Here is a 20906-nt window from a genome sequence, read left to right on the forward strand (position 1 = left end):
TCCCTTGTCGTTTGCCAGCACATGAACCTTATTTGGCCCCATCCTGTAACCCTTTCCCCCACCGGCTTGGGGGTGGGACGCGCTGTGCTGCTGGCTGCCTTGTGGCTCAGTGCGACAGGTCTGGCGCAGACACCCGCCGAGATTTACCGCTGCGGCAATGCCTACACCAATCAACCGGTGGCCGGCGCGGACTGTGCTCGCATGGGCGCCACGCCAGTCACCGTGATCGAGGGCACGCGGGTGCATGCCACCCCTGGCGCACCTGTTTCTCCTGCAACCACCGGTTCAGTCAGCAACCCACGCGCCGCAGCTGTGTCGGATGCGGCACCGAATACCAAGGTGGACGCACAAGCGCAACGAGAGCGTGACCAACAGGCGCGCCAAATCTTGGAGGCCGAATTGGCCAAAGCCATCGCTGCCCAAGCCGAAATCGCCCGCTTGTGGAACAACGGCGAGCCGCACAAGCAAGGTGACGAATTCAAAAACCCAGCCAGGTACCAGGAGCGGGTGGCGCAGATGCGCATGGGTTTGATGCGATCTGAATCAGACATCGCGGGATTGCGCCGCGAACTGGCCCGCTTGGGCACGGTGGCGGCCAAACCATGAGCCTGAACCCACCGCCATCTTTGTCCTTGGCCCAGCGCTACCAGGCCTTTGACATGCTGGCCACCTTGGTTGCCGTGGTTGACATCCAAGCTCGGGTGTGCTTTGCCAATGCGGCCCTGGAAGACATGCTGGGTGTGTCGCGCCGCGCCTTGCAAGGCGCGAGTTTGTTGGACTTTTTGAGCGAGGCAGACACCTTGTCCCAGGCCCTGGCCGATGCCGACAAGTACCGCTTTTCAGCCTTGCGCTACGACGCCCGTTTGCTGCGCGCCAACCAAGAAACCACCCCAGTGCATGTGATTGTGGCGCCCGGCGAGCAAGCCGACGAGGTGTTGATCGAGTTGTTGCCCCAAGAGCAGCAAGCGCGCCAAGATCGCGAAGAACGCATGGTCAGCCAAGCCCAGGCCAACAAAGAGTTGATCCGCAACCTGGCCCATGAAATCAAAAATCCTTTGGGCGGTATCCGTGGCGCTGCGCAATTGTTGGAAATGGACATCCAGTCGCGCGAGCTGACCGAGTACACCCAGGTCATCGTGCGCGAGGCCGACCGATTGCAGACCCTGGTTGACCGCTTGCTCGCGCCGCACCGGCGGCCCCATGTGGTGACCGACGTGAATATCCATGAGGTCTGCGAGCGGGTGCGCTCGCTGATCTTGGCCGAGTTTCCGCGTGGCTTGCGGGTGCAACGCGACTACGACACCTCTTTGCCCGAATTCCGGGGGGACTTTGAGCAGCTGATCCAGGCTGTGCTCAACATTGCCCACAACGCTGCTTTGGCACTGGCAGAGCGCATCCAGCAAGGAGATGCCCAAATCACCCTGCGCACCCGGGTGGCGCGCCAAATCACGGTGAGCAAGCAGCGCTTTCGGTTGGCATTGGAATTGCATGTCATTGACAACGGACCTGGAGTCCCGGAGAGTTTGAAAGACAGGTTGTTTTCGCCTTTGGTGTCGGGTCGCGATGGTGGCTCGGGTTTGGGTCTGAATTTGGCCCAAACGTTTGTGCAGCAGCACCAAGGTTTGATCGAGTGCGATAGCGTGCCCGGTTGGACCGATTTCAAAATCGTGATTCCATTGCCCTGAAGATGTGTGCAAACAGTGCTCATGCACTGACCGACTTGAGGTGAAGCGTTGATATGAAACCGATTTGGATCGTGGACGATGACCAGTCCATTCGCTTTGTCTTGGAGCGGGCTTTGCTGCGCGAGGACATGCCCACGCGCAGCTTCTCCAGCCCGCGTGAAGTGCTGCAAGCCCTGGAGTCTGGAGACGTGGAGCAGCAGCCCCAGGTGTTGGTCAGCGACATCCGCATGCCGGGTGGGTCGGGTCTGGATTTGCTCACGCGCATCAAAACCTTGATGCCGGGTTTACCGGTCATCATCATGACCGCGTTCTCCGACCTCGACAGTGCGGTTTCGGCCTTTCAAGGCGGGGCTTTTGAATACCTGCCCAAACCCTTTGACCTGCCCAAAGCGGTGGAGTTGATTCGGCGCGCGGTGGAAGAAAGCCAGCACGAGCAAGTGGGCACCTTTGGTGCCGCTGCTGCGCCTGAAATGCTGGGCCAAGCCCCAGCCATGCAAGATGTGTTTCGGGCCATTGGTCGCTTGAGCCAAAGCCATGTGACCGTGATGATCACTGGCGAGTCGGGCAGCGGCAAAGAGCTGGTGGCCCAGGCCTTGCACCGCCACTCACCGCGCGCCCAAGGGCCATTTGTGGCGATCAATACTGCGGCCATTCCCAAAGACTTGCTCGAGAGCGAGCTGTTTGGCCACGAACGCGGTGCGTTTACCGGCGCACAAAGCATGCGCCGCGGCCGCTTTGAGCAAGCCGAGGGCGGCACCTTGTTCCTGGACGAGATCGGTGACATGCCGTTTGATTTGCAAACCCGCTTGTTGCGGGTGCTCAGCGATGGCAGTTTTTACCGGGTTGGGGGGCACAGCGCCATCAAGGCCAATGTGCGCGTCATCGCCGCCACCCACCAAGACCTGGAGTTGCGCGTCAAAGATGGCGCCTTCCGTGAGGACTTGTTCCACCGCCTGAATGTCATTCGCTTGCGCTTGCCCGCGTTGCGCGAACGGATGGAAGACATCCCTGTGTTGACGCGCCACTTTTTGCAGCAAAGCGCACAGCAGTTGGGTGTGGAGCCCAAACGCATTTCGGACGCGGCCCAGGCCTGTTTGACGGCATTCCAATTCCCTGGAAATGTGCGGCAACTCGAGAACATCTGCCACTGGTTGACAGTGATGGCCCCCGCCCAAGTCATTGAGCCCAAAGACCTGCCCCCCGAAGTGGTGCACAGCACGAACCAAGATGGCGCATCGGCACCGTCCAGGGGGTCAACGCTGGCCAACGCCATTCCTGCGGAGACGCTGCGCACCAACGGTGTGGACAGCATGGCCTTGGACCCCCACCCGCCAGGGACTTTGAATGGGCATGGCGAAATCGTTCACAGCGCGCCCACTGCTTCGCCGCCTTTGGTGGCCAACACACCCACCCGTGCCGGTGTGCTCAACATGCCCGGTGCCGATTGGGAGTTGGGCCTGGAGGCCGAGGCCATGGACTTGTTGTTGTCGGGTCGCACCGATGTGTGGGACGCTTTGACCCGGCGTTTTGAGTCCAAACTCATCATGGCGGCCCTGGCCAACACCCGTGGCAGGCGCATCGAAGCGGCGGTCAAGCTGGGCATTGGGCGCAACACCATCACCCGCAAAATCCAAGAGCTCGGCTTGGACGATTGAGCGCTCGGGGCAGCGTGTGCTCAGCCCGGGGTCAGCGCAATGTCCACCAGCACGGGTGTGTGGTCGCTGGGGCGCTCGTTTTTGCGCGGGGCCTTGTCGATGGTGCAGGCCGTGAGCTGATCTTTCAGCACTTGCGAGACCAAGATGTGGTCGATGCGCAGGCCCCGGTTGCGCCGAAAGCCAAACTCGCGGTAGTCCCACCACGAATAGCTTTTCTCGGGCTGATCAAACTGGCGAAACGCGTCAACCAACCCCAAGTCCAACAGATTCTTGAAATGGGCGCGTTCGGCATCTGTGCAGTGAATGGTGCCGGCCAAGCCCACTGGGTCCCACACATCGCGGTCGTCCCAGGTGATGTTGTAGTCGCCCATCAGCACCAACTGGGGGTGGGTTTGCAAGCTGGTCAGCACGTACTGGTGCAAGGCCTCGAGCCAGCGCATTTTGTACACAAACTTATCGCTGTCTGGGGCTTGACCATTCGGAAAGTAAGCACCAATCACCCGCACGCCCAAGACCGTGGCGCTGATGACCCGCGCCATGTCGTCTTCAAAACCGGGGATGTTGTGCACCACATCTTGCAGGGGGTGGCGGCTGATCAGGGCCACGCCGTTGTACGTTTTTTGGCCAAAGTACGCAACCTGGTGACCGCTGGCTTCTATGTCGGCACGTGGAAATTTGTCGTCGGTCAGCTTGGTCTCTTGCAGGGCCAGCACATCCACGGGCGCGTCGGTTGCCTGGGTCTGTAGCCAATCGAGCACCTGGGGCAGGCGCACATTCAGGGAGTTGACGTTCCAGGTCGCAAGTTTCATGGGGAGGGCTTCAAAGTGGGGGGGTAAAGCGGCAAAGCTTGTGCATCATAGATAAAGATTGGCGCAGCGCGGTCGATGCATCAGGCATCCTTTAATATGTCAATAAATGTGATCATTTGAAAATATATATGACCGAAGCCAATCCCTACCTCATCGACCGGCTGTTGGCGGTGCAAGACCAAGTCTTGAACGCCTACGCCCAACTCGATCCCAAAGACCCGGCGCATGCAACGGCGTTGCGAAACCTGTTGGTCGAGCAGTTTTTGCGGCCCTTGTTTTCCGCCCACCGGCGCTTCACCTCTGGGCGCATCACCGACGCCACGGGCGTGTTGACAGAGCAGTTGGACCTCATCATTGAGCACGGTTTCATGCCCAGCTTCCCCTTGCACGATGGCAAAAGCCGCTTGGTGTTGGCCGAGGCGGTGGCGCTGGTGATTGATGTCGCTGATCACCCGGGGGAAGACGATGCGAGCTTGCGGGAGGTGTGCTCCCACATCAAACAATTGAGTCGCGATATCAAGCCCACGATCAAATACCAGGGCGCGCCGTCTGACCGGGTGCCGGTGATGGTGGTTTTTTTCCGGGGGCCAGATGAGCTGGAAGATTTGCAGCGCTGGTGGATGGCCATCCCAGAAACAGAGCGCCCAGACGCTGTGTGTGTGTTGTCATCGGGCTGCTTTTTGGGCTTTGGCTTCGAGGCCGATGGGGCGCTGGGCTTGTATTCGGTTTGCTTGACACTCAACCACATGCTGACCTTGCTCAACTTTGCGGCCCCGGACCTGGCTGTCTACGCCGGGGAATGAAACACCGGTCGCCAGGCTTGGCGACTCGGCCAGCCTAGGCCCGGCTCAACTTCTAGACATTGGTACCGATACATTGGTTACGATGCCTGGCTATGGTGGGCTGTGTTCCCTTGTGGAGGTGTTGGATGAGGTTTTTGTTGTCGATATGGATCATGTGCTGGGTGCTGCCTGCCGCCGCTGCTTGGGAAGAGGTCGACGAGACCCAAACCGCAGTGGTCTACATCGACCGCGAAAAAATCTATACCGAGGGGGCCAACCCCAAGGTATTGCAGTTGATCGACATGAAGAAGAAAAACAAGCTCGGGGCGCAATCGCGTCGCTTGCTGGTGGAGTACGAGTGCAAGCTCAAAAAGCGCCGCACTTTGGCTTTTTCTTCGTTTTCAGAGCCCATGGCCGAAGGCCAGGTGGTGTTCAGAAACTCGGTCAGCGGCAACTGGTACCCCATCCAAGCAGACTCTGTGGCCGAGGCGGTTTTCAAAATTGTGTGTCACAAATGAGGCTTGGCTTTGCGCCAGGGTTCAGATGAGGCGCATGCATTAAGGGGTTGCCATGAAGTTTTCAGATATTTGGGCCTATTGCCAAAACAACTGGGCATTTGCCGTGCTGGCTTTGCTGATGTCCCCCTTGCTCATCGGCATGTACCTGCTGCACCTGATGGCCAGCTTGGTCGCACCGATTGCTGAGGTGTATGTGAACAACGAAAAACAAAAATACCTGCGCAAGGCGCGCATTGAGGGCCGCAAGACCTTGGCTCCGCGCCGCGCCTAAACCTGGGCATTTCTGGGCGGGCTGTGCGCCCAGCACATGGAGACTAGATTGCCATGTTTTGCAGCTTTCTCCAACCCGTGATCGTGGGGGCTGTGAACGTGAAAACCTGAACCCGCAATGGGGAACTCCTATTTGTTGTAAATGACAAAGCTGTAACTTAATCCGTCTTCGTTTTGTTGAAGGAGGCGTGACATTTCTTTCCATTCAGTACCCAGTTTGGGGGCATGGGCGTCGCCTTGCGCCTCCACATCAATCTCGGTCACCACCACAGTGCTGGCCAGCGGCAAGGCCTGGGCATAAATCTCGGCCCCGCCGATCACCCACAAAGGGCCAGGCGCAGGACACAAGGACATGGCTTGGTCGAGCGAGTGCGCCACCAAAGCCCCCGGGGCGTGCCAGTCGGTTTGGCGTGTGATCACGATGTTGGTGCGCCCTGGCAGGGGGCGAAATCGCTCGGGCAAAGAGTCCCAGGTTTTGCGCCCCATCACCACCGCTTGCCCCAAGGTGGTTTGTTTGAAGTGCGCCAAATCGGCGGGCAAATGCCAGGGCAATTGGCCATCGCGGCCAATCACACCGTTGCGCGAGCGTGCGTAAATGAGTTTGAGTTCCATGGGGGGTAAGCCTTGGGTTCAGGAGGGACTGGCCGCGCGGGCCTGTCGACTGGGAAGCAACACCGCCGCAATCGCCAGCAGCACACAGGCCATCGCGGCGTAATCTTGCCAGCGGGGGATTTCGCCCACCACCACCGTGGCGCACAAGGTGCCCACCACGGGCACGGCCATGATGCTCATCGCACTGGTGGATGCCGGCAAGTCGCGGGCCATGCCAAACCAAATGATTTGGGCAAAGCCGTAGTTGATCAACACCGCATAGACCACGCTGATCCAACCCCAGGTCGATAAATCCCAAGGCCGCCAGGTTTCGCTGCCCAGCGCCGCCATCAAAATAAACGGGCTGCTGAGCAACATCATCCACACCGTCAGCGCTTGAACCGGCAGGGTGCTGTGCAGGCGGCGCATCAGCAAGGTGCCCAGGCCCCAGCTGATGGCGCCCAGCTCCATCCACAACACGCCCATGGGTTGGCCTTGCAAGGCGCTCAACTCGTCGCTGATCAACAAACCAATGCCGGCCAAGGCCGCCACCACCGCCGCTGCGCTGCGCCAACTCAAAGCCAATCCCATGAACACAGCGCCCAACACCACCGTCCACACCGGCATGGTGAATCCCAGCGTGGAGGCGCGCCCCGAAGGCAAGGCTTGCACCCCCAAGATGGCAAAGGTGTGCCACAGCAGCATATTGGGCACACCCAACACCGCGATGTCGCGCCACTCGCGCCCTTGGGGCCACATGCGCACGCCTTGGCGCAGGTAATACGCACACAACCACGCAGCACCCAAGAACATGGTGATGGAGCGGAAGTACAGCGCGGGCAACTCGCGCACGGACAGCTTCATCATGGGCCAGTTCAGGCCCCACATCAAGGTCAGGGCCACCAGACCAATCAGTTGCTGGCGGCTGATGACGCTGGTGCCGCCCGTCACACGGCCACCGGCGCCTTGATGGCGGGGTGGCATTGGTAGTCACGCACCTCGAAGTCTTCAAACTGGTAGTCAAAGATGGAGTCGGGGCGGCGCTTGATGTGCAATGTGGGCGCGGGGAAGGGCGAGCGCGTCAGTTGCAACTCGACTTGCTCGTGGTGGTTGCTGTAGATGTGGCAGTCGCCGCCGGTCCAAATGAAGTCACCCACCTCGAGGTCGCATTGCTGCGCCACCATGTGGGTCAAGAGCGCATAGCTGGCGATGTTGAAGGGCACGCCCAAAAAAATGTCGGCACTGCGTTGGTACAGCTGGCAACTCAGTTGGCCTTTGCCGCCAGCGGTGGTGGGCGGTGCCACATAAAACTGAAAGAAGGCATGGCAGGGCATGAGCGCCATCTTGGACAGGTCGGCCACGTTCCAAGCGCTCACGATGATGCGGCGTGAATCGGGGTTGGTCTTCAAGGTCTTGATGACCTCGGTGATTTGGTCGATGTGGCCACCTTCTGGCGTGGGCCAGCTGCGCCACTGCACGCCATACACCGGCCCCAGGTCGCCGTCTTCTCGCGCCCATTCGTCCCAAATGGTGCAACCGCGCTCGGTCAACCAGTTGTTGTTGCTCGACCCGGTGAGGAACCACAGCAGCTCAACGATGATGGATTTCAAATGCACTTTTTTCGTGGTGACCAGCGGAAAACCTTGGCGCAAATCAAAGCGCATTTGGTGGCCAAACACGCTGCGCGTGCCGGTGCCGGTGCGGTCAGACTTCTCCACCCCATGCGTGTACACATGGCGCATGAAATCTTCGTAGGGCGTGGGGATGGGGTGGGGGGAAGGCAGGCTCATGGGAGAGAGTTTAAATGGGAGTCATGAACGCACCTCATCGCCTGACCGTGGGCCTGCCTTTGCCGCGCGGTTTTTTCAAGCCCGCTTTGCGCAGGTTGCGCTCGGCGTCGGCCTGTTGGCCCAGCGCCAACCACTGGGCGTATTCGTCGGGCGTTTCCAGGGTCAATCGGCCCAAGGCGCCGGAGCGAAAGTCGTGGATGACGATTTCTGCCGCTTTGACGGTGTTGACCCGCCCACCGCTTTGCACGGCACCGCGCTGGCGGCCGATGGCCTCCAGCAGGTCCTCATCGGTGTGGCTGGGCACATTGGTCACTTTGTAGCGCTGGGTCAAGGCGTCAGGGTAGTGGCTGATCAGGTAGTTCAGCAGCTCCAAGGCCACTTCTTGTTCATCGTAGGCATTGACGCCAATGGCACCGCTGGCAGCCAGGTTGTAGCCACTTTGCTCGACGGTGATGCGCGGCCACAGCACGCCAGGGGTGTCGTAGATGTAGAAGTCGTCGGCCAAGCTGATGCGTTGCTCTAGTTTGGTCACGCCCGCTTCGTCGCCGGTCTTGGCCGCCCGTTGGCCCTTGAGGGTGTTGATCAAGGTGGATTTGCCCACGTTGGGGATGCCGCACATCAGCACCCGCATGGGTTTGACCATGCCGCCGCGCAATGGGGCCAGGTGCAGACAAGCTTCTTTCAAGGCCTTGGCCGGTGCCGTCATGCTGGTGTCCATCGCCAGGGCGCGGGTGCCGGGCAAGGCGTTGTAATGGCCCAGCCACGCATCGGTGCGCTGAGGGTCGGCCATGTCTTGTTTGCTCAACACCTTGAGCACGGGTTTGCCATCGATCAGCTCGGCCAGCATGGGGTTGGCGCTCGAGCCCGGCAGCCGGGCATCCAGCAATTCAATGACCACGTCGATGTCTTTGATGCGCTCCCCAATCGCTTTGCGCGTGAGGTGCATGTGACCGGGGAACCATTGAATCGCCATGAGAATCTTTTACCTAACGCCAATTGTGTGGGTTCATTTTCGTGCAGATTGGTGCAGAGCGGCTTGCAAGTTGGCCAAGGGGTTCAATGGAGGTGCGGCATCAGGGCCTACGACCGGGATGGATGCCACGTCGGCTGGGCCGCTGATTTGCCGTGCGCAGGCGGCCCTAAAGCGCGCGCATTCTGGGCGCCTTGGCCTTGGTGTAAGCTTTGGTGAAAAATTACTACAGGTCCCACCAGGAGTTTGCATGGGCGATTACACCAACATGTCGGCCTATTACGACGTCATCATGACCTCGGGCTATTACGACTACGAGCAAATCGTGTCCCAACTGATCCAACAAGGTGACTTTCGCCGTGTGTTGGAAATTGGCTGCGGCACGGGGCTGATTCTTGAAGCTTTGGCCAAGCGCCGCCCCGATTTGGAAATTGCCGGCATCGACCTGACCCAGGCCATGCTTGACATTGCCCAGCCACGCTTGAAAGCTTTTTCAAACGTCAGTTTGGCGTGTGAAAACGTCACCGACATGCAACTCAGCCACCCCTACGAGGTGGCTTTTTCATATGGGGGTGTCTGGTACTTTGTGTTTGATGGCGACAAAGAGCCTTTCATGGTCAGCCACATCCCTGACGCCCAAGGCAATTTGCAGGGCTTGGAGCGGGTCGCCGCCCACATTGCGCCGGGCGGGAAGTTGTTGCTGGGTATCCAAGGGCCACACCACGACTATCAAAAAACCATTTCCAACGGCATGTTGTATGGCCAGCAAATCGACCCCCACCCAGATGGTTTCATCAAACACTATTACTTGGACGACGGCCCCCAACGGGTGATGGCCCAAACCGTCCAGTACCGCACTTATGGTTTTGCCCAGGCGCTGGCCATGCTGGAAGCCTTGGGCTTGCACTTTTTGCCCGACTCGCGTCAGGGCCCCCAATTTCTGGCCTTTGCCAAAAGTGCCACTTGAACGAACTGGCTTTCCTTTTATCTTTTACCCACGTTTGCCCATCTGATCAATGACTTCCTTGCCCCATATCTTTTTCATTGGCGTTGGCAACATGGGCCACCCCATGGCGGCCAATTTGCTCAAAGCCGGTTACCCCTTGACGGTGTATGACATTGCGCCCGACAAAGCACAAGACCTGTTGGCCCAAGGAGCGCATGGGGCCAATAGCTTGCACCAAGGGATGGCGGCGTGTGATGTGGTCATGGCCTCCTTGCCAGGCCCTGCGCAAGTGCAAGCGGTGATGCTGGGCGAGTCAGGCGTGATGGCCGCCTTGCGACCGGGCATGACCGTGATCGACACGTCCACCAGTTCGGTGGACCTGGTGCGCCAACTCGCTGATTTGGCGCGCCAGCGGGGTGGCGATTTTCTCGAGGCCCCGGTCACCAATGCGGTGGACTTTGCCGCCCTGGGCCGCTTGTCGATTTTTGTCGGTGGCGACGAAGCGGTGTATCAGCGGCACCGGCCCATTTTTGACGTGCTCGGTGAAAAAATATTTCATGTGGGCATGCATGGCAATGGCGCGACCATCAAGTTGTTGACCAATTTGTTGTGGTTTGTCAGCGCCGCTGCCATTGGCGAGGGCTTGATGATGGGCGCGAAAGCCGGCATCCCCTTGGACACCGTGTGGGAGGCCATCAAATCCAGCGCTGGCAACAGCTGGGTGGCGCAGCACGATGTGCCGTCCATCTTTGCCGGTCACTACGACCCGAGTTTTTCGCTGGCCTTGTGCTGCAAAGATTTGGGCCTGATCAACCAAGTGGCCCAATCTCAAGGGTATGAGCTGACCATGGGGGCCTTGGCCCAAAAAGTTTTTCAGCAAGCCATGCAGACCTACGGCCCCGATGCGGGCGAGTTGCATGTGGTGCGTTTGCTCGAGGAACGTGCCGGTTTGCTGTTGCGTCCACCCCTGGGGCAGGCCTGGGGCAGTGACGCTGTCAAGTCTTGACCCACTGAAGGGGCCCGCTGTGACCAAACCCAATCAATCCGCTTTGATGCGCCAAGCCCATGGGCACATGCCCCAGGGCGTGGCGGAGAACTACCGCTATTGGGGCGAGGAACAAACGGTTTTTTTGCAAAGCGCCCAGGGTTGCCGCATCACCGATGTCGATGGCAAAGAATTCGTTGACTTTCGCTTGGGCTATGGCCCCATCATCTTGGGTTACCGCGACGAGCGGGTGGATGCGGCGGTGGTGGCGCAAATCCAGCGCGGTGGCACGGTGACGGGTTTTTCCACCGAACTCGATGCCCAAGTGGTGCAGCAAATCAAGGCCTTGTGCCCGCAGATCGACAAAATGCGTTTTGCCAATTCCGGCACCGAGGCGGTGATGGGCGCCTTGCGCACCGCGCGCGGCTTCACCGGGCGCGAGCGCATCGCCATGGTCGAGGGCAGCTTCCATGGTTTGTTTGACGAGGTGATGTGGAAGTCCGACATTGAAAACTGGGACCCGGCCAGCCCGAATGCCCCGCAGGTCATTCCTTTTGGTGCGGGCATCCCCCCAAACACCCGGGCCTTGGTGGACATCATCGGCCTCAATGACGGCCCCGCTTTGGAGCAGTTGTTTGCTCAACGTGGCTCCGAGTTGGCGGCGGTGATGTTGGAGCCCATCATTGGCAATGCGGGCAGCATTTCGGCCACCCCGGTGTGGCTGCAGCGTTTGCGCGACTTGTGCACCCAGCATGGGGTGATGTTGATCTTGGACGAGGTGAAAACCGGCTTTCGGGTGGCCCCGGGTGGGGCGCAGGCTTTGTATGGCATCCATGCCGACCTCACCACCTTTGCCAAGGCCATGGGCAATGGCTATCCGGTGGCGGCCTTTGGCGGCCGCGCCGATGTGATGGACGTGGTGGGCTCACACCCCGGTGGGGTGGTGCATGGCGGCACGTACACGGCCAACATGGTGGCCTTGAGTGCGGCCCACGCCACCTTGGACATCTTGGCCCACACCGACGCCATGGCCACCATCGACCGTGTCGGGCGGGACATCCAGGCCTTGCTCGGCCGCGTGTTCACCCAAGCGGGGGTGGCCCATGCGTTTGCCGGACCGCCTGCGATGCTGGGCATCCATTTCACCCCCACCGTGCCCCAGACTTATCGCGACTGGCGCAAGACCAACAGCGACTTGTACCGCCGCTTTGCCTGGGAAATGATTGGCAACGGGGTGATGCTCGAACCCGACTCTCGTGAGCCGTGGTTCTTGTGCGAAGCCCATGCCGATGTCGATCTGGGGTGGTTGGAAGACATGGCCACCCGCTCTGTTCAAGCGGCATTGCGCTGAACCTCGGGCCAAAGAAGCGCTCCTTATTTGCGTCAAAATGCGGCCCATGAAAGCCCAAGCCATTGTTTTTGAAGCCCCCCAGTCCATTGCGGTGCGGACCTTGGAGCTGGCCCCCATGGGCCCGCGCGATGTGGAGGTGGCGGTGTCGTTCAGCGGCATCAGCACCGGCACCGAACGCTTGTTGTGGGACGGCACCATGCCCCCTTTTCCCGGTTTGTCTTATCCCTTGGTGCCGGGCTATGAAACCGTGGGCACCGTGGCCCAAATGGGCGCCGAGGTGACGGGCTTGTCGCTGGGCGACCTGGTTTTTTTGCCCGGCTCCTATGCCTTTCAAGGGGTGCAAAACATTTTCGGCGGCTCGGGATCGCGCTTGGTGGTGCCGCACGAGCGGGCCGTCAAGTTGGATGCCGCATTGGGCTTCAAAGGGGTCTTGCTGGCCTTGGCCGCCACCGCCCACCATGTGTTCACCGTGGGTCGCGAAGGCCTGCCATTGGCCTACCCCGACCTCATCATTGGCCACGGCATCATGGGCCGATTGCTGGCCCGCATGGTGGTGGCCGCGGGCAAACCGGCACCGGTGGTGTGGGAAACCCAAGCGGTTCGCCAAAGCGGCGCCTTGGGCTATGGCGTGATCCACCCCGACGACGATGCGCGCAAAGATTACCGGTGCATTTGTGATGTCAGCGGTGACTCGGGTATCTTGAACCGCGTGATTCCCAAAATGGCCCCCGGCGGCGAGGTGGTGTTGGCAGGCTTTTACAAACAAGATTTGTCTTTTTCTTACGCCATGGCCTTCATGCGCGAGGCCAGCATCCGCGTGGCCGCGCAATGGAAAAAGCACGACCTGGATGCAGTGGTGGCCATGTTTCACAACGGCAGCTTGCCGCTGGAGGGCTTGATCACCCACTTCGAAACACCCCAGCGTGCCCAGCAGGCTTATGAGGTGGCCTTTGGCGACCCCCAATGCTTGAAGATGGTGATCGACTGGCGCCAGGCCTGACCCCGCGGAATGGTTCTGAAAACCGCCATGGTCTTGGCCTTCATGTTGTTGCTGGGCTGGAGCCTGTGGACGCCTGACCTGGACCGCGCCGATTTGGAGCGCCAATACGCCCGCGCCGGCAGCCAATTTGTGCAAACCCCAGGTTTGCGCACCCATGTGCAAATCGAAGGCCCTGCACAAGCCCCCGTGGTGCTGTTGTTGCATGGCTTTGGTTCGAGCTTGCAAACCTGGGACGTCTGGGCTGATGGCCTTTCCACCGACCACCGGGTGGTGCGTTTGGACATCGCCGGTTTTGGCTTGACCGGCCCGGCCGAACCCGCCGATTACAGCGACGAGGCCGATGTGCTGCGCTTGCTGGCCGTGGTGGATCAATTGGGCTTGCCATCCATGACCGTGGTGGGCCACTCCATGGGCGGGCGCTTGGCTTGGCACTTTGCTGCCGCGCACCCGCAGCGGGTGGACAAGTTGGTCTTGATCGCGCCGGATGGCTTCCCCGACCCGCAAGCCAAAAGTGACAAGACCTACGACGTGCCCGCTTGGATGGGCGTGGCGCGCTATGCCTTGCCGCGCTGGCTGATCAACAAAGGTGTGGCCTCTGCTTATGCCGACTCCAGCCGCTTGGACGACGCCACTGCGCGGCGCTACCAAGACATGTTGCTCGCACCCGGGGTGCGCCCAGCGGTGTTGGCACGCATGGCGCAAACCCGCAACCGCGACCCTTTGCCGTGGCTGGAGCGCCTGCGCATGCCCACCTTGTTGCTGTGGGGCGAACAAGACCAAATGATTCCAGTGGCCAATGCCTTGGACTATCAGCGCGCCATCCCCCATGCCCAGCGCGTGGTCCTGCCCCAGGTGGGCCATTTGCCGCATGAAGAGCAGCCTCAGTTGTCGTTGCAAGCGATGCGCGCGTTTCTGCAGCGCCCGTTGGCGCCTTGATGTCTTTTCAACCCGAACCCCATCGCAGGATCAATGGCCAACCCCATGCGTGACGACGAAACCTTGATCCGCGGTTTGGGGTTTTATGTGCAAGACGCCGCACCGGACCAGGCCTTGCATGTGGCCTTTGTGCGCAGCGACCATGCGCATGCACAGGTGTTGGAAGTGGATGCCAGCGCGGCCATGGCGTTGCCGGGCGTGGTGGCCGTTTGGCAAGCCAGCGATGTCGCAGGCGTTGTCACCCCGGGTGTGAATCCGCTGTGGCCGCCCTTGCAAGACATGCCCATGCCTTTGTTGGCCGGGCCCTGGGTCGAACATGTGGGGCAAGCCGTGGCCATGGTGCTGGCGCAAGACGCTGCCACCGCGCAAGAGGCCGCCTTGTTGGTGCAGGTGTCGCTCGAGGCTTTGCCGACGGGGGTGGATGATGACCCTGGCGCCAGTGTGGTGCACCAAGTGGCGCACACCCATGGAAAAGCGCAGGGGCAGGTGGCTGTGGTGGCCCGTGCGGATTTGACCGTGCCGCGTTTGTTGGCCATGGCCATGGAGCCTCGCGCTTGTGTGGCCCAGTGGCAAGGCGATAGCCAGCGCCTCAAGGTGTGGTTGGGCAGCCAAACGCCGGCGCGTGCCCAGGCCGACATCGCCCGGGCCTTGGGGCTGGCGTTGCCCCAAGTGCACCTGATTTCACCCCATGTGGGCGGTGCCTTCGGGTCCAAAGCGTCCATTTCACCCGAGGACATTTTGGTGGCCTTGGCAGCCCACCGCTTGCGCACCACGGTGCAGTGGAAGGCCAGCCGATCGGAAGAGTTTTTGTCGGGCCAACACGGCCGCGCAGCCCGCTTGCAAGGCCAATTGGCGGTGGATGCGCAAGGGCACTTTTTGTCATTGCAGGCGCAACTGCACTACACCCTGGGCGCATGGTTGCCCTATTCGGCCTTGGTGCCCATGCGCAATGCCGCGCGCATCCTGCCCGGGCCTTACCGGGTGGACCGCTGTGACATCACGGGCCAGTCGCGCCGCTCGCACACCGCACCGGTGGGCATTTACCGTGGCGCAGGTCGACCCGAGGCCGCCTTGTTGATGGAAACCTTGATCGACCAAGCCGCGCGTTTGGGGGGGCTGGACCCCGTGCAAATGCGCCTGCGAAACCTGATCGATGCCAGCGCCATGCCCTACCGCACACCGACTGGCGAAACCTTGGATTCGGGTGATTTCCCGCAATTGCTGCGCTTGGCTTGCGAGCGCTTTGGCTACGACCAAGAGCGCGAACGGCAACGCCAACGCCGCGCCCAAGGCGAGTTGGTGGGCTTGGGTGTGGCCCTGTATGTGGAGCCTTGTGGCCAGGGCTGGGAGTCGGCCCGCGTCACTTGGCATGCCGATGGGAGCGTCAGCGTGGCCAGTGGCAGCCCCGACCAAGGCCAAGGCCATGCCACCACCTTTGGACACATCGCTGCCAGCACCTTGGGTGTGTCCTTCGCGCAGGTGCAGGTGCTGATGGGCGACACCGATCTGTGTCCACCTGGCACCGGTGCACTGGCCAGCCGCAGCACGGCGATTGGCGGCAGCGCGGTGCTGCAAGCTTGCCAAAGCTTGCGGGACCAGCGCGCACAAGGCCTGCCCCTGCCCCTCAACGCAGAGGCCCGATTTGAGAGCCAAGAGGCCTGGGCCAGCGGTTGTGTCCTGGTGCGCATGTCGGTGGACGCGGCCACGGGCCAACCGCGCATCGAGCGCTTGTTGTGGGTGGATGACGCGGGCCTGAGTTTGCAACCCGACTTGGTGCGCGATCAACTCATCGGTGGCGCCGCCCAGGGCATTGGCCAGGCCTTGATGGAGCAAATGGTCTACGACAGCGAAGGCCAATTGCTCACCGGCTCATTGATGGACTACGCCGTGCCCAGGGCCGATGACATGCCCCCGATTGAACTGCATTCATTGCACACCCCCAGTCCCTTGAACCCACTGGGTGCCAAGGGCGTGGGCGAGGCCGGCTGCATTGGTGTGCCAGCCGCTATCATGAATGCTGCACGGGACGCTTTGTCGCCCCTGGGCGAGGTGGATTTGCAACTGCCTTTGCGCGCCGAACAACTGTGGCTTGCCTTGCAAGCCAAGACCTCAGGAGACAAGACTTGAAATACCAAAAATCCGAAGCCAAAGAGCATGCCCGCGAACACCTGGTCGGTGTGTGGGCAGCCAATCTGACCCCGTTTGATGCCCAAGGCCAACTCGACGAAGCCGCTTACCGCGACAACCTGCGCCATTGGATCCGCGATTTGCAGTTGGGCGGCTTGTTCATCGCGGGCAAACAAGCCGAGTTTTTTTCCATGTCGATGCACGACCGCAAAAAGCTCATGGAAATCGCGGTCGATGAAGCCCGCTTGGCGGGCAACCGGGGCGGTGCGGGCCCATGCGGCATCATCACCTCCTGCTCTGACACCCAGCTCGATACCGTATTGGAATTGGCCCAACACTCGCAAGACATCGGCGCTGACTACATCATCGTGCACAGTCCGGTGCTGCATTTTGGTGCCGATACCGATGAAACCATTTATGAGTACTACCGCTATTTGTCGGAGAAAGTCAATTTGGGCATGGCCATGTGGAACCACCCCGATTGCGGCTACACCATGTCGCCCGAGTTGTGCAACCGCATTGCCGATTTGCCCAATGTGGTGGCCATCAAATACAGCACCGATCGCCCTGATTACATCCGCTTGACCGAATTGGCGGGCCACAAAATCCATGTCAGCAACCCCTCTGAAGAAGAGTGGTTGGACAACATCATTGAATTGAACTGGAAGCTGTATTTGTGCTCCACCCCGCCGTTTTTGCTGCAAACCAAAAACGACCAGCGCATGAACGAATACACCCGCTTGGCTTTTGCCGGCGACCATGCCGCTGCGCGCCAAGTGCGCGACAGTTTGGAGCCCGTGCGCCAAGCCTTCAAAGCCAGCAAACCCAAAGGCAAGCCGCAGGCGCATGCCAAATGCTGGCAAGAACATTTGGGTCAGCATGGTGGCCTGGTGCGTCGCCCGCTGCTTCAGCTCACCGATGCAGAGCGGGCAAACGTGGCCAAGGCTTTTGCGCAAAGCGGCTTGAAGCGCTGAACCCTCCAAGGCCAAACCATGAGCGATCACACCCCCCCTTCAGTCCAGCACTACAGCGCGCCGCTGAATTTTTCGCAGTGGGTCGAGGACCATGCCGAGCGGCTCAAGCCCCCCGTGGGCAACCAGCAGATTTGGAAAAACTCTGACTTGATTTGCACCGTGGTGGGCGGGCCCAATCAGCGCACCGATTTTCACGACGACCCGTTTGAAGAGTACTTTCACCAATTCAAAGGAAATGCCTCATTGCTGATCGCCGACCGGGGCAAGTTCGAACGCATCCCCTTGCGCGAAGGCGATGTGTTTTTGCTGCCCCCGCATGTGCGGCACTCGCCTCAGCGCACCGAGCCCGGCAGTTTGTGCACCGTCATTGAGCGCACCCGTCCTGTGGGCGAGCGCGATGCCTTTGAGTGGTACTGCGCCCAATGTGCCGGTTTGGTGGCGCGGCGCGAGTTGCAGTTGCAAAGCATTGTGGAAGATTTGCCCAAGGCATTTGCTTCTTTTTATGACACCCCTGAAAGCGAGCGGGTGTGCCCCCACTGCGGCCATGTGCACACCGGGCGCGACTGGCAAAGCTGGCACCAGCAGCTCAGTGCCCGCTTTGCGCTTTAGCCCACTCAGCGCTTGACAAAACGCAGGGTGAAGCGGTCGCTCTCGCCAATCGCTTGGTACTTGGCCCGGTCCACATCTTTCAAACGATAGGTAGGTGGCAAAGTCCACACCCCCTCCGGGTGGTCTTTGGTGTCTTTGGGGTTGGCATTGACCTCTGATCGACCTGTCAGTCGAAATCCATTGGCTTCGATCACCGCAATCGCCACGTCTTCGCGCACATAGCCGGAGGCCATTTGCTGCGCTTGGCTTTGATCGGTGCGGCCCCGGTGGTCGACGATGCCCAGCACCCCACCCGGTTTGAGGGCTTTGTGAAATGCCCGCAAAGATTCGACCACTTCTTCGCGCTCCATCCAGTTGTGCAGGTTGCGAAAGCTGATCACCACATCGGCGCTGCCTACGGGTGCAATCGCGTGGTTGTCGGCCCGAAAGGCGGTGACCATCACCCGGTCATACAGCTGCGGTTCAGCCTTGAGTCGCGCGAGCAATTTTTGATGGTCGGGAATGTATTGCGGCAAAGATTGATCGCGGTTGGCTGCAATGTATTGGCCCTTCGCGCGCAGCCATGGCGCCAAGATCTCCATGTAATAGCCCCCACTGCCTGGCAAAATTTCCACCACCGTGTGCTGGGCCTGGATGCCAAAAAACGCCAGGGTTTCGGCCGGATGCCGGTGCGGATCGCGCACCACATTGGTGGCGCTGCGTTGTGGCCCTTGCAGCAAGGCCTGGAAGGTGGACACCTCTTGTGACCAAGCGGCTGAAGCGGCCGACACCGCCAAGACACTGGCCCCAACGGCCTGAACGGCAAGCCGCCAAATGGAAAAAGCAGGGTGGGTCATGTGGGCGCTCCAGGTGATTCGTCCCATGCTAACAAAACCAAGTAGCCAACTTTGGTGCGGCTTTCCAATATCTGGCAACTGTTGAAAAGTAAATTTTTAGATTATTTAAAATTTAAAAGTGAATTACTTTGTATTTGTTTTTTCACATTTATGCGGGAATGGTTTCATCTTTTCCAAGTCAAGCCGATACTCTTGTGCCACCACAGAAATGTGGGGTTTGTTCAATGCCACGGAAAATCAATGGACCGCACCCCGTTAGTCAAATTGCTGCTCATATCGGCCCTCTCGGCGGGATTGGTCGTGCCATTGTTTTTTTATTCGCGTGGCATGTTGAAACAAGCTGAACAGGCTTTGGCGGCCGCACAAACCCCTGCCGAATCTGAAAAAGAAAGCTCGGCCGCAGACACACAAGACCACGATGCCAGTGGCCATGCACAGGCCAACAGCGAATCGGCGCCTACCCATTCAGACCCTGCCCAAGCCAAGGCCCATGACGCGGACAACGCAGCATCAGCGCCAGCTGCACCCGCCATGGCCTTGGCCCAGGCCAGCACGCTGCCATCAGACCCGCCAGGGCTGACCAAGACGGACAAACCCACTGACCCCACCGAGCAAGATGCTGGGGCACAGGTTTATAAGCCGCCCTTGTTTGGTAGTTGCAAACGTTTGTTTCAGCAATTGCAAAAACAAGCCGTGGCCGAGGGTGAGTACAAAGCTTTTGCATTTGCCTTCAATGGCAAGACAGCCAATTGCGCCGAATATGTGTCCAATAAAAGCCTGCGCCATGCGCGCGCAGTGGTGCTGAAAAACTGCCAAGAAGACCGTGCTGAAAAGCGCTATGTGGCCTGCCAGTTATATGACGTCCAATAAGACCAGGGAGCCTGTGATGAACTGCTCGCAATGCCACAACCCCTTGCCCTTGACCGCAAATTTTTGCGGCAAATGCGGCACGACCATCCCTGGCAAAAATAAAAAGCCGCAACCCAAACCCGATTCAGACCTTGAATCGGCGGATGCTTCTGGCAAAGAGGACGGCATCGATTTGCTGGCCTACGTGAAGCACCAGCGAGCCAGCCTGCCTGGACAGGACCCCGTTGCTCCAGCCACACCAGACCACGAACAGGTGGTGTTGGAAGCGCCGCCCCCAGCACCGCTGCAAGCGTTGGCTGTACACGCCAGCCATGGCGGCCCTGAGGCTTTGATGGACGACTTGAAGGCCCAAATCGATGCCATCGGTGTGTCGGCCCCTGTCAAAACCCATATTTTGCCGACCGAATTGGCACCCCCTGCTGCGCCCAGCCCCACCCAGACCAATCCTTCCGCGGTGGGTTTTTCCGGCGAGCAATGGGCCCAGTGGCAAGAGATGATGGACGAATTGCGCGACCGCATGGACGCCTGGACCCAGCACATGAGTACCGCCACCAGCAGCGATCTCAATGCAGACCCGATGCAAGTCTGGCGCGAGGTGCAAGCAACCGTTTCTGCGCAAGGCCAGCAATTGGAAAGCATGATGTCGCAAATGCACGGTTTGGCGGCCCAGGCGGAGGTGCAAGCCTTGGGTGAGCAACTCGCCCAATGGCGCGCCACCAGCGAGCAGTCTTTGCAACTTGAAATGCAAAAAACACCCCAGGTCGAGGCCAAGTTGGTGGTCTATCAAAACGAGCAAATGCAGGCCTTGGGTCAGTTGCAGCAAGAGTTGCGCGCATTTGCGCTGGCGGGTGCCCAATCTGCTGGTCGCCTGATGGCGATCGAACAAGCGGTGACCCAATTGCAGGCGCGTTTGGGTGTGGATCCGGGTCACGCCATTCCTGCGGCTAGCAGCCCGCAGCGGGTGCTGGCTGCGCCACCACCGCAGCTGGAAAAGGTCGAACGCATCAAGCCCAAGACCCCATCCAAATGGGTCAATGGCCTGATGGTTGGTGCCATCGCTGTGGTGCTGTGTTTGACCGCCGTGATGGCCGGTATGGCGGTGTACAACTTCATGTCTTACAGCAGCTTGCCCAGCCAAACGCCTGTGAAAGACAAAGCCAGCCGCGCTGAACGGGTCAAGGACGCGCACCCATGATTTGCGG

Annotated in this window: 22 protein-coding genes; 16 read left to right on the forward strand and 6 right to left on the reverse strand. The window is 60.0% G+C overall.

The annotated features are described in order from the left end of the window. The first annotated feature begins 21 nt into the window (after window positions 1–21). The 3 genes from AC8GFZ_RS10170 to ntrC are packed head-to-tail and all read left to right on the forward strand — an operon-like array spanning window position 22 to window position 3340. Entirely contained in the window at window positions 22–606 is a 585-nt protein-coding gene (locus tag AC8GFZ_RS10170; RefSeq protein WP_506644766.1) for a hypothetical protein, read from the forward strand. After that, window positions 603–1685 carry a nitrogen regulation protein NR(II) gene (gene glnL, locus AC8GFZ_RS10175; protein WP_506644767.1) on the forward strand — a complete coding sequence of 361 codons (1083 nt, stop codon included), beginning with the start codon at window positions 603–605 and terminating at the stop codon, window positions 1683–1685. The genes AC8GFZ_RS10170 and glnL overlap by 4 nt, the downstream gene beginning before the upstream one ends. 53 nt (window positions 1686–1738) lie before the next feature. Then, entirely contained in the window at window positions 1739–3340 is a 1602-nt protein-coding gene (ntrC, locus tag AC8GFZ_RS10180; protein ID WP_506644768.1) for a nitrogen regulation protein NR(I), read from the forward strand. Between the two features lie 20 nt (window positions 3341–3360). Here the strand turns inward: ntrC and AC8GFZ_RS10185 are convergent, their stop codons facing one another. Further along, the gene (locus AC8GFZ_RS10185; protein ID WP_506644769.1) at window positions 3361–4149 is read right to left on the reverse strand and encodes an exodeoxyribonuclease III; all 789 of its coding nucleotides are present in this window, start codon (window positions 4147–4149) and stop codon (window positions 3361–3363) included. Between the two features lie 128 nt (window positions 4150–4277). Between AC8GFZ_RS10185 and AC8GFZ_RS10190 the strand changes: the two genes are divergently transcribed. From AC8GFZ_RS10190 to AC8GFZ_RS10200, 3 genes are all read left to right on the forward strand, one after another. Next, window positions 4278–4952, forward strand: a complete 675-nt coding sequence (locus AC8GFZ_RS10190) for a hypothetical protein (protein WP_506644770.1) — start codon at window positions 4278–4280, stop codon at window positions 4950–4952. A gap of 125 nt (window positions 4953–5077) precedes the next feature. Next, window positions 5078–5449 carry a surface-adhesin E family protein gene (locus tag AC8GFZ_RS10195; protein WP_506644771.1) on the forward strand — a complete coding sequence of 124 codons (372 nt, stop codon included), beginning with the start codon at window positions 5078–5080 and terminating at the stop codon, window positions 5447–5449. Window positions 5450–5501: 52 nt separating this feature from the next. Then, window positions 5502–5720, forward strand: a complete 219-nt coding sequence (locus AC8GFZ_RS10200) for a hypothetical protein (protein ID WP_506644772.1) — start codon at window positions 5502–5504, stop codon at window positions 5718–5720. A 128-nt stretch (window positions 5721–5848) separates the two neighbouring features. Here AC8GFZ_RS10200 and AC8GFZ_RS10205 read toward each other — a convergent pair whose 3' ends face one another. From AC8GFZ_RS10205 to ylqF, 4 genes are read right to left on the reverse strand one after another with little or no spacing between them, the layout of a single operon-like run. Continuing rightward, entirely contained in the window at window positions 5849–6331 is a 483-nt protein-coding gene (locus AC8GFZ_RS10205; RefSeq protein ID WP_506644773.1) for a dihydrofolate reductase, read from the reverse strand. An 18-nt stretch (window positions 6332–6349) separates the two neighbouring features. Continuing rightward, window positions 6350–7294, reverse strand: coding sequence for a DMT family transporter (locus AC8GFZ_RS10210; protein WP_506644774.1), 945 nt, complete (start codon window positions 7292–7294; stop codon window positions 6350–6352). After that, on the reverse strand, window positions 7258–8100 hold the full coding sequence (locus AC8GFZ_RS10215; RefSeq protein WP_506644775.1) for a thymidylate synthase: 843 nt from the start codon (window positions 8098–8100) through the stop codon (window positions 7258–7260). Before AC8GFZ_RS10215 ends, AC8GFZ_RS10210 begins: the two co-directional genes overlap by 37 nt. A 34-nt stretch (window positions 8101–8134) precedes the next feature. Next, window positions 8135–9073, reverse strand: coding sequence for a ribosome biogenesis GTPase YlqF (gene ylqF, locus AC8GFZ_RS10220; RefSeq protein ID WP_506644776.1), 939 nt, complete (start codon window positions 9071–9073; stop codon window positions 8135–8137). 247 nt (window positions 9074–9320) lie between these two features. Here ylqF and AC8GFZ_RS10225 point away from each other — a divergent pair, with 247 nt between their 5' ends. From AC8GFZ_RS10225 to AC8GFZ_RS10260, 8 genes are read left to right on the forward strand one after another with little or no spacing between them, the layout of a single operon-like run. Beyond that, window positions 9321–10037, forward strand: coding sequence for a class I SAM-dependent methyltransferase (locus tag AC8GFZ_RS10225; RefSeq protein ID WP_506644777.1), 717 nt, complete (start codon window positions 9321–9323; stop codon window positions 10035–10037). Between the two features lie 58 nt (window positions 10038–10095). Beyond that, the gene (locus AC8GFZ_RS10230) at window positions 10096–11022 is read left to right on the forward strand and encodes an NAD(P)-dependent oxidoreductase (protein WP_506644778.1); all 927 of its coding nucleotides are present in this window, start codon (window positions 10096–10098) and stop codon (window positions 11020–11022) included. A gap of 19 nt (window positions 11023–11041) precedes the next feature. After that, a complete protein-coding gene (locus AC8GFZ_RS10235) occupies window positions 11042–12352 on the forward strand; it encodes an aspartate aminotransferase family protein (RefSeq protein ID WP_506644779.1) in 1311 nt (436 codons plus the stop codon). A gap of 46 nt (window positions 12353–12398) precedes the next feature. Beyond that, window positions 12399–13352 carry a chlorophyll synthesis pathway protein BchC gene (gene bchC / locus AC8GFZ_RS10240; protein ID WP_506644780.1) on the forward strand — a complete coding sequence of 318 codons (954 nt, stop codon included), beginning with the start codon at window positions 12399–12401 and terminating at the stop codon, window positions 13350–13352. Window positions 13353–13361: 9 nt separating this feature from the next. Next, a complete protein-coding gene (locus AC8GFZ_RS10245) occupies window positions 13362–14288 on the forward strand; it encodes an alpha/beta fold hydrolase (protein ID WP_506644781.1) in 927 nt (308 codons plus the stop codon). A gap of 45 nt (window positions 14289–14333) precedes the next feature. Next, a complete protein-coding gene (locus AC8GFZ_RS10250) occupies window positions 14334–16415 on the forward strand; it encodes a xanthine dehydrogenase family protein molybdopterin-binding subunit (RefSeq protein ID WP_506644782.1) in 2082 nt (693 codons plus the stop codon). Further along, window positions 16412–17389, forward strand: coding sequence for a dihydrodipicolinate synthase family protein (locus tag AC8GFZ_RS10255; RefSeq protein WP_506644783.1), 978 nt, complete (start codon window positions 16412–16414; stop codon window positions 17387–17389). Before AC8GFZ_RS10250 ends, AC8GFZ_RS10255 begins: the two co-directional genes overlap by 4 nt. Window positions 17390–17407: 18 nt before the next feature. After that, the gene (locus AC8GFZ_RS10260) at window positions 17408–17998 is read left to right on the forward strand and encodes a 3-hydroxyanthranilate 3,4-dioxygenase (RefSeq protein WP_506644784.1); all 591 of its coding nucleotides are present in this window, start codon (window positions 17408–17410) and stop codon (window positions 17996–17998) included. 5 nt (window positions 17999–18003) lie between these two features. On the opposite strand, the gene AC8GFZ_RS10265 is transcribed toward AC8GFZ_RS10260, so the two are convergent. Next, on the reverse strand, window positions 18004–18834 hold the full coding sequence (locus AC8GFZ_RS10265) for a class I SAM-dependent methyltransferase (RefSeq protein WP_506644785.1): 831 nt from the start codon (window positions 18832–18834) through the stop codon (window positions 18004–18006). 327 nt (window positions 18835–19161) lie between these two features. Here AC8GFZ_RS10265 and AC8GFZ_RS10270 point away from each other — a divergent pair, with 327 nt between their 5' ends. Together AC8GFZ_RS10270 and AC8GFZ_RS10275 are read left to right on the forward strand one after the other, a co-directional pair. Beyond that, window positions 19162–19704 (forward strand): hypothetical protein, encoded by a 543-nt coding sequence (locus AC8GFZ_RS10270; protein ID WP_506644786.1) that lies wholly within the window; start codon window positions 19162–19164, stop codon window positions 19702–19704. 16 nt (window positions 19705–19720) lie between these two features. Then, window positions 19721–20899, forward strand: a complete 1179-nt coding sequence (locus AC8GFZ_RS10275; protein WP_506644787.1) for a zinc ribbon domain-containing protein — start codon at window positions 19721–19723, stop codon at window positions 20897–20899. The last annotated feature ends 7 nt before the right edge of the window (window positions 20900–20906 follow it).

This window comes from Limnohabitans rimovensis (SeqCode) (assembly GCF_965234775.1).
In the GTDB taxonomy this organism is placed as follows: Bacteria; Pseudomonadota; Gammaproteobacteria; order Burkholderiales; family Burkholderiaceae_C; genus Limnohabitans; species Limnohabitans rimovensis.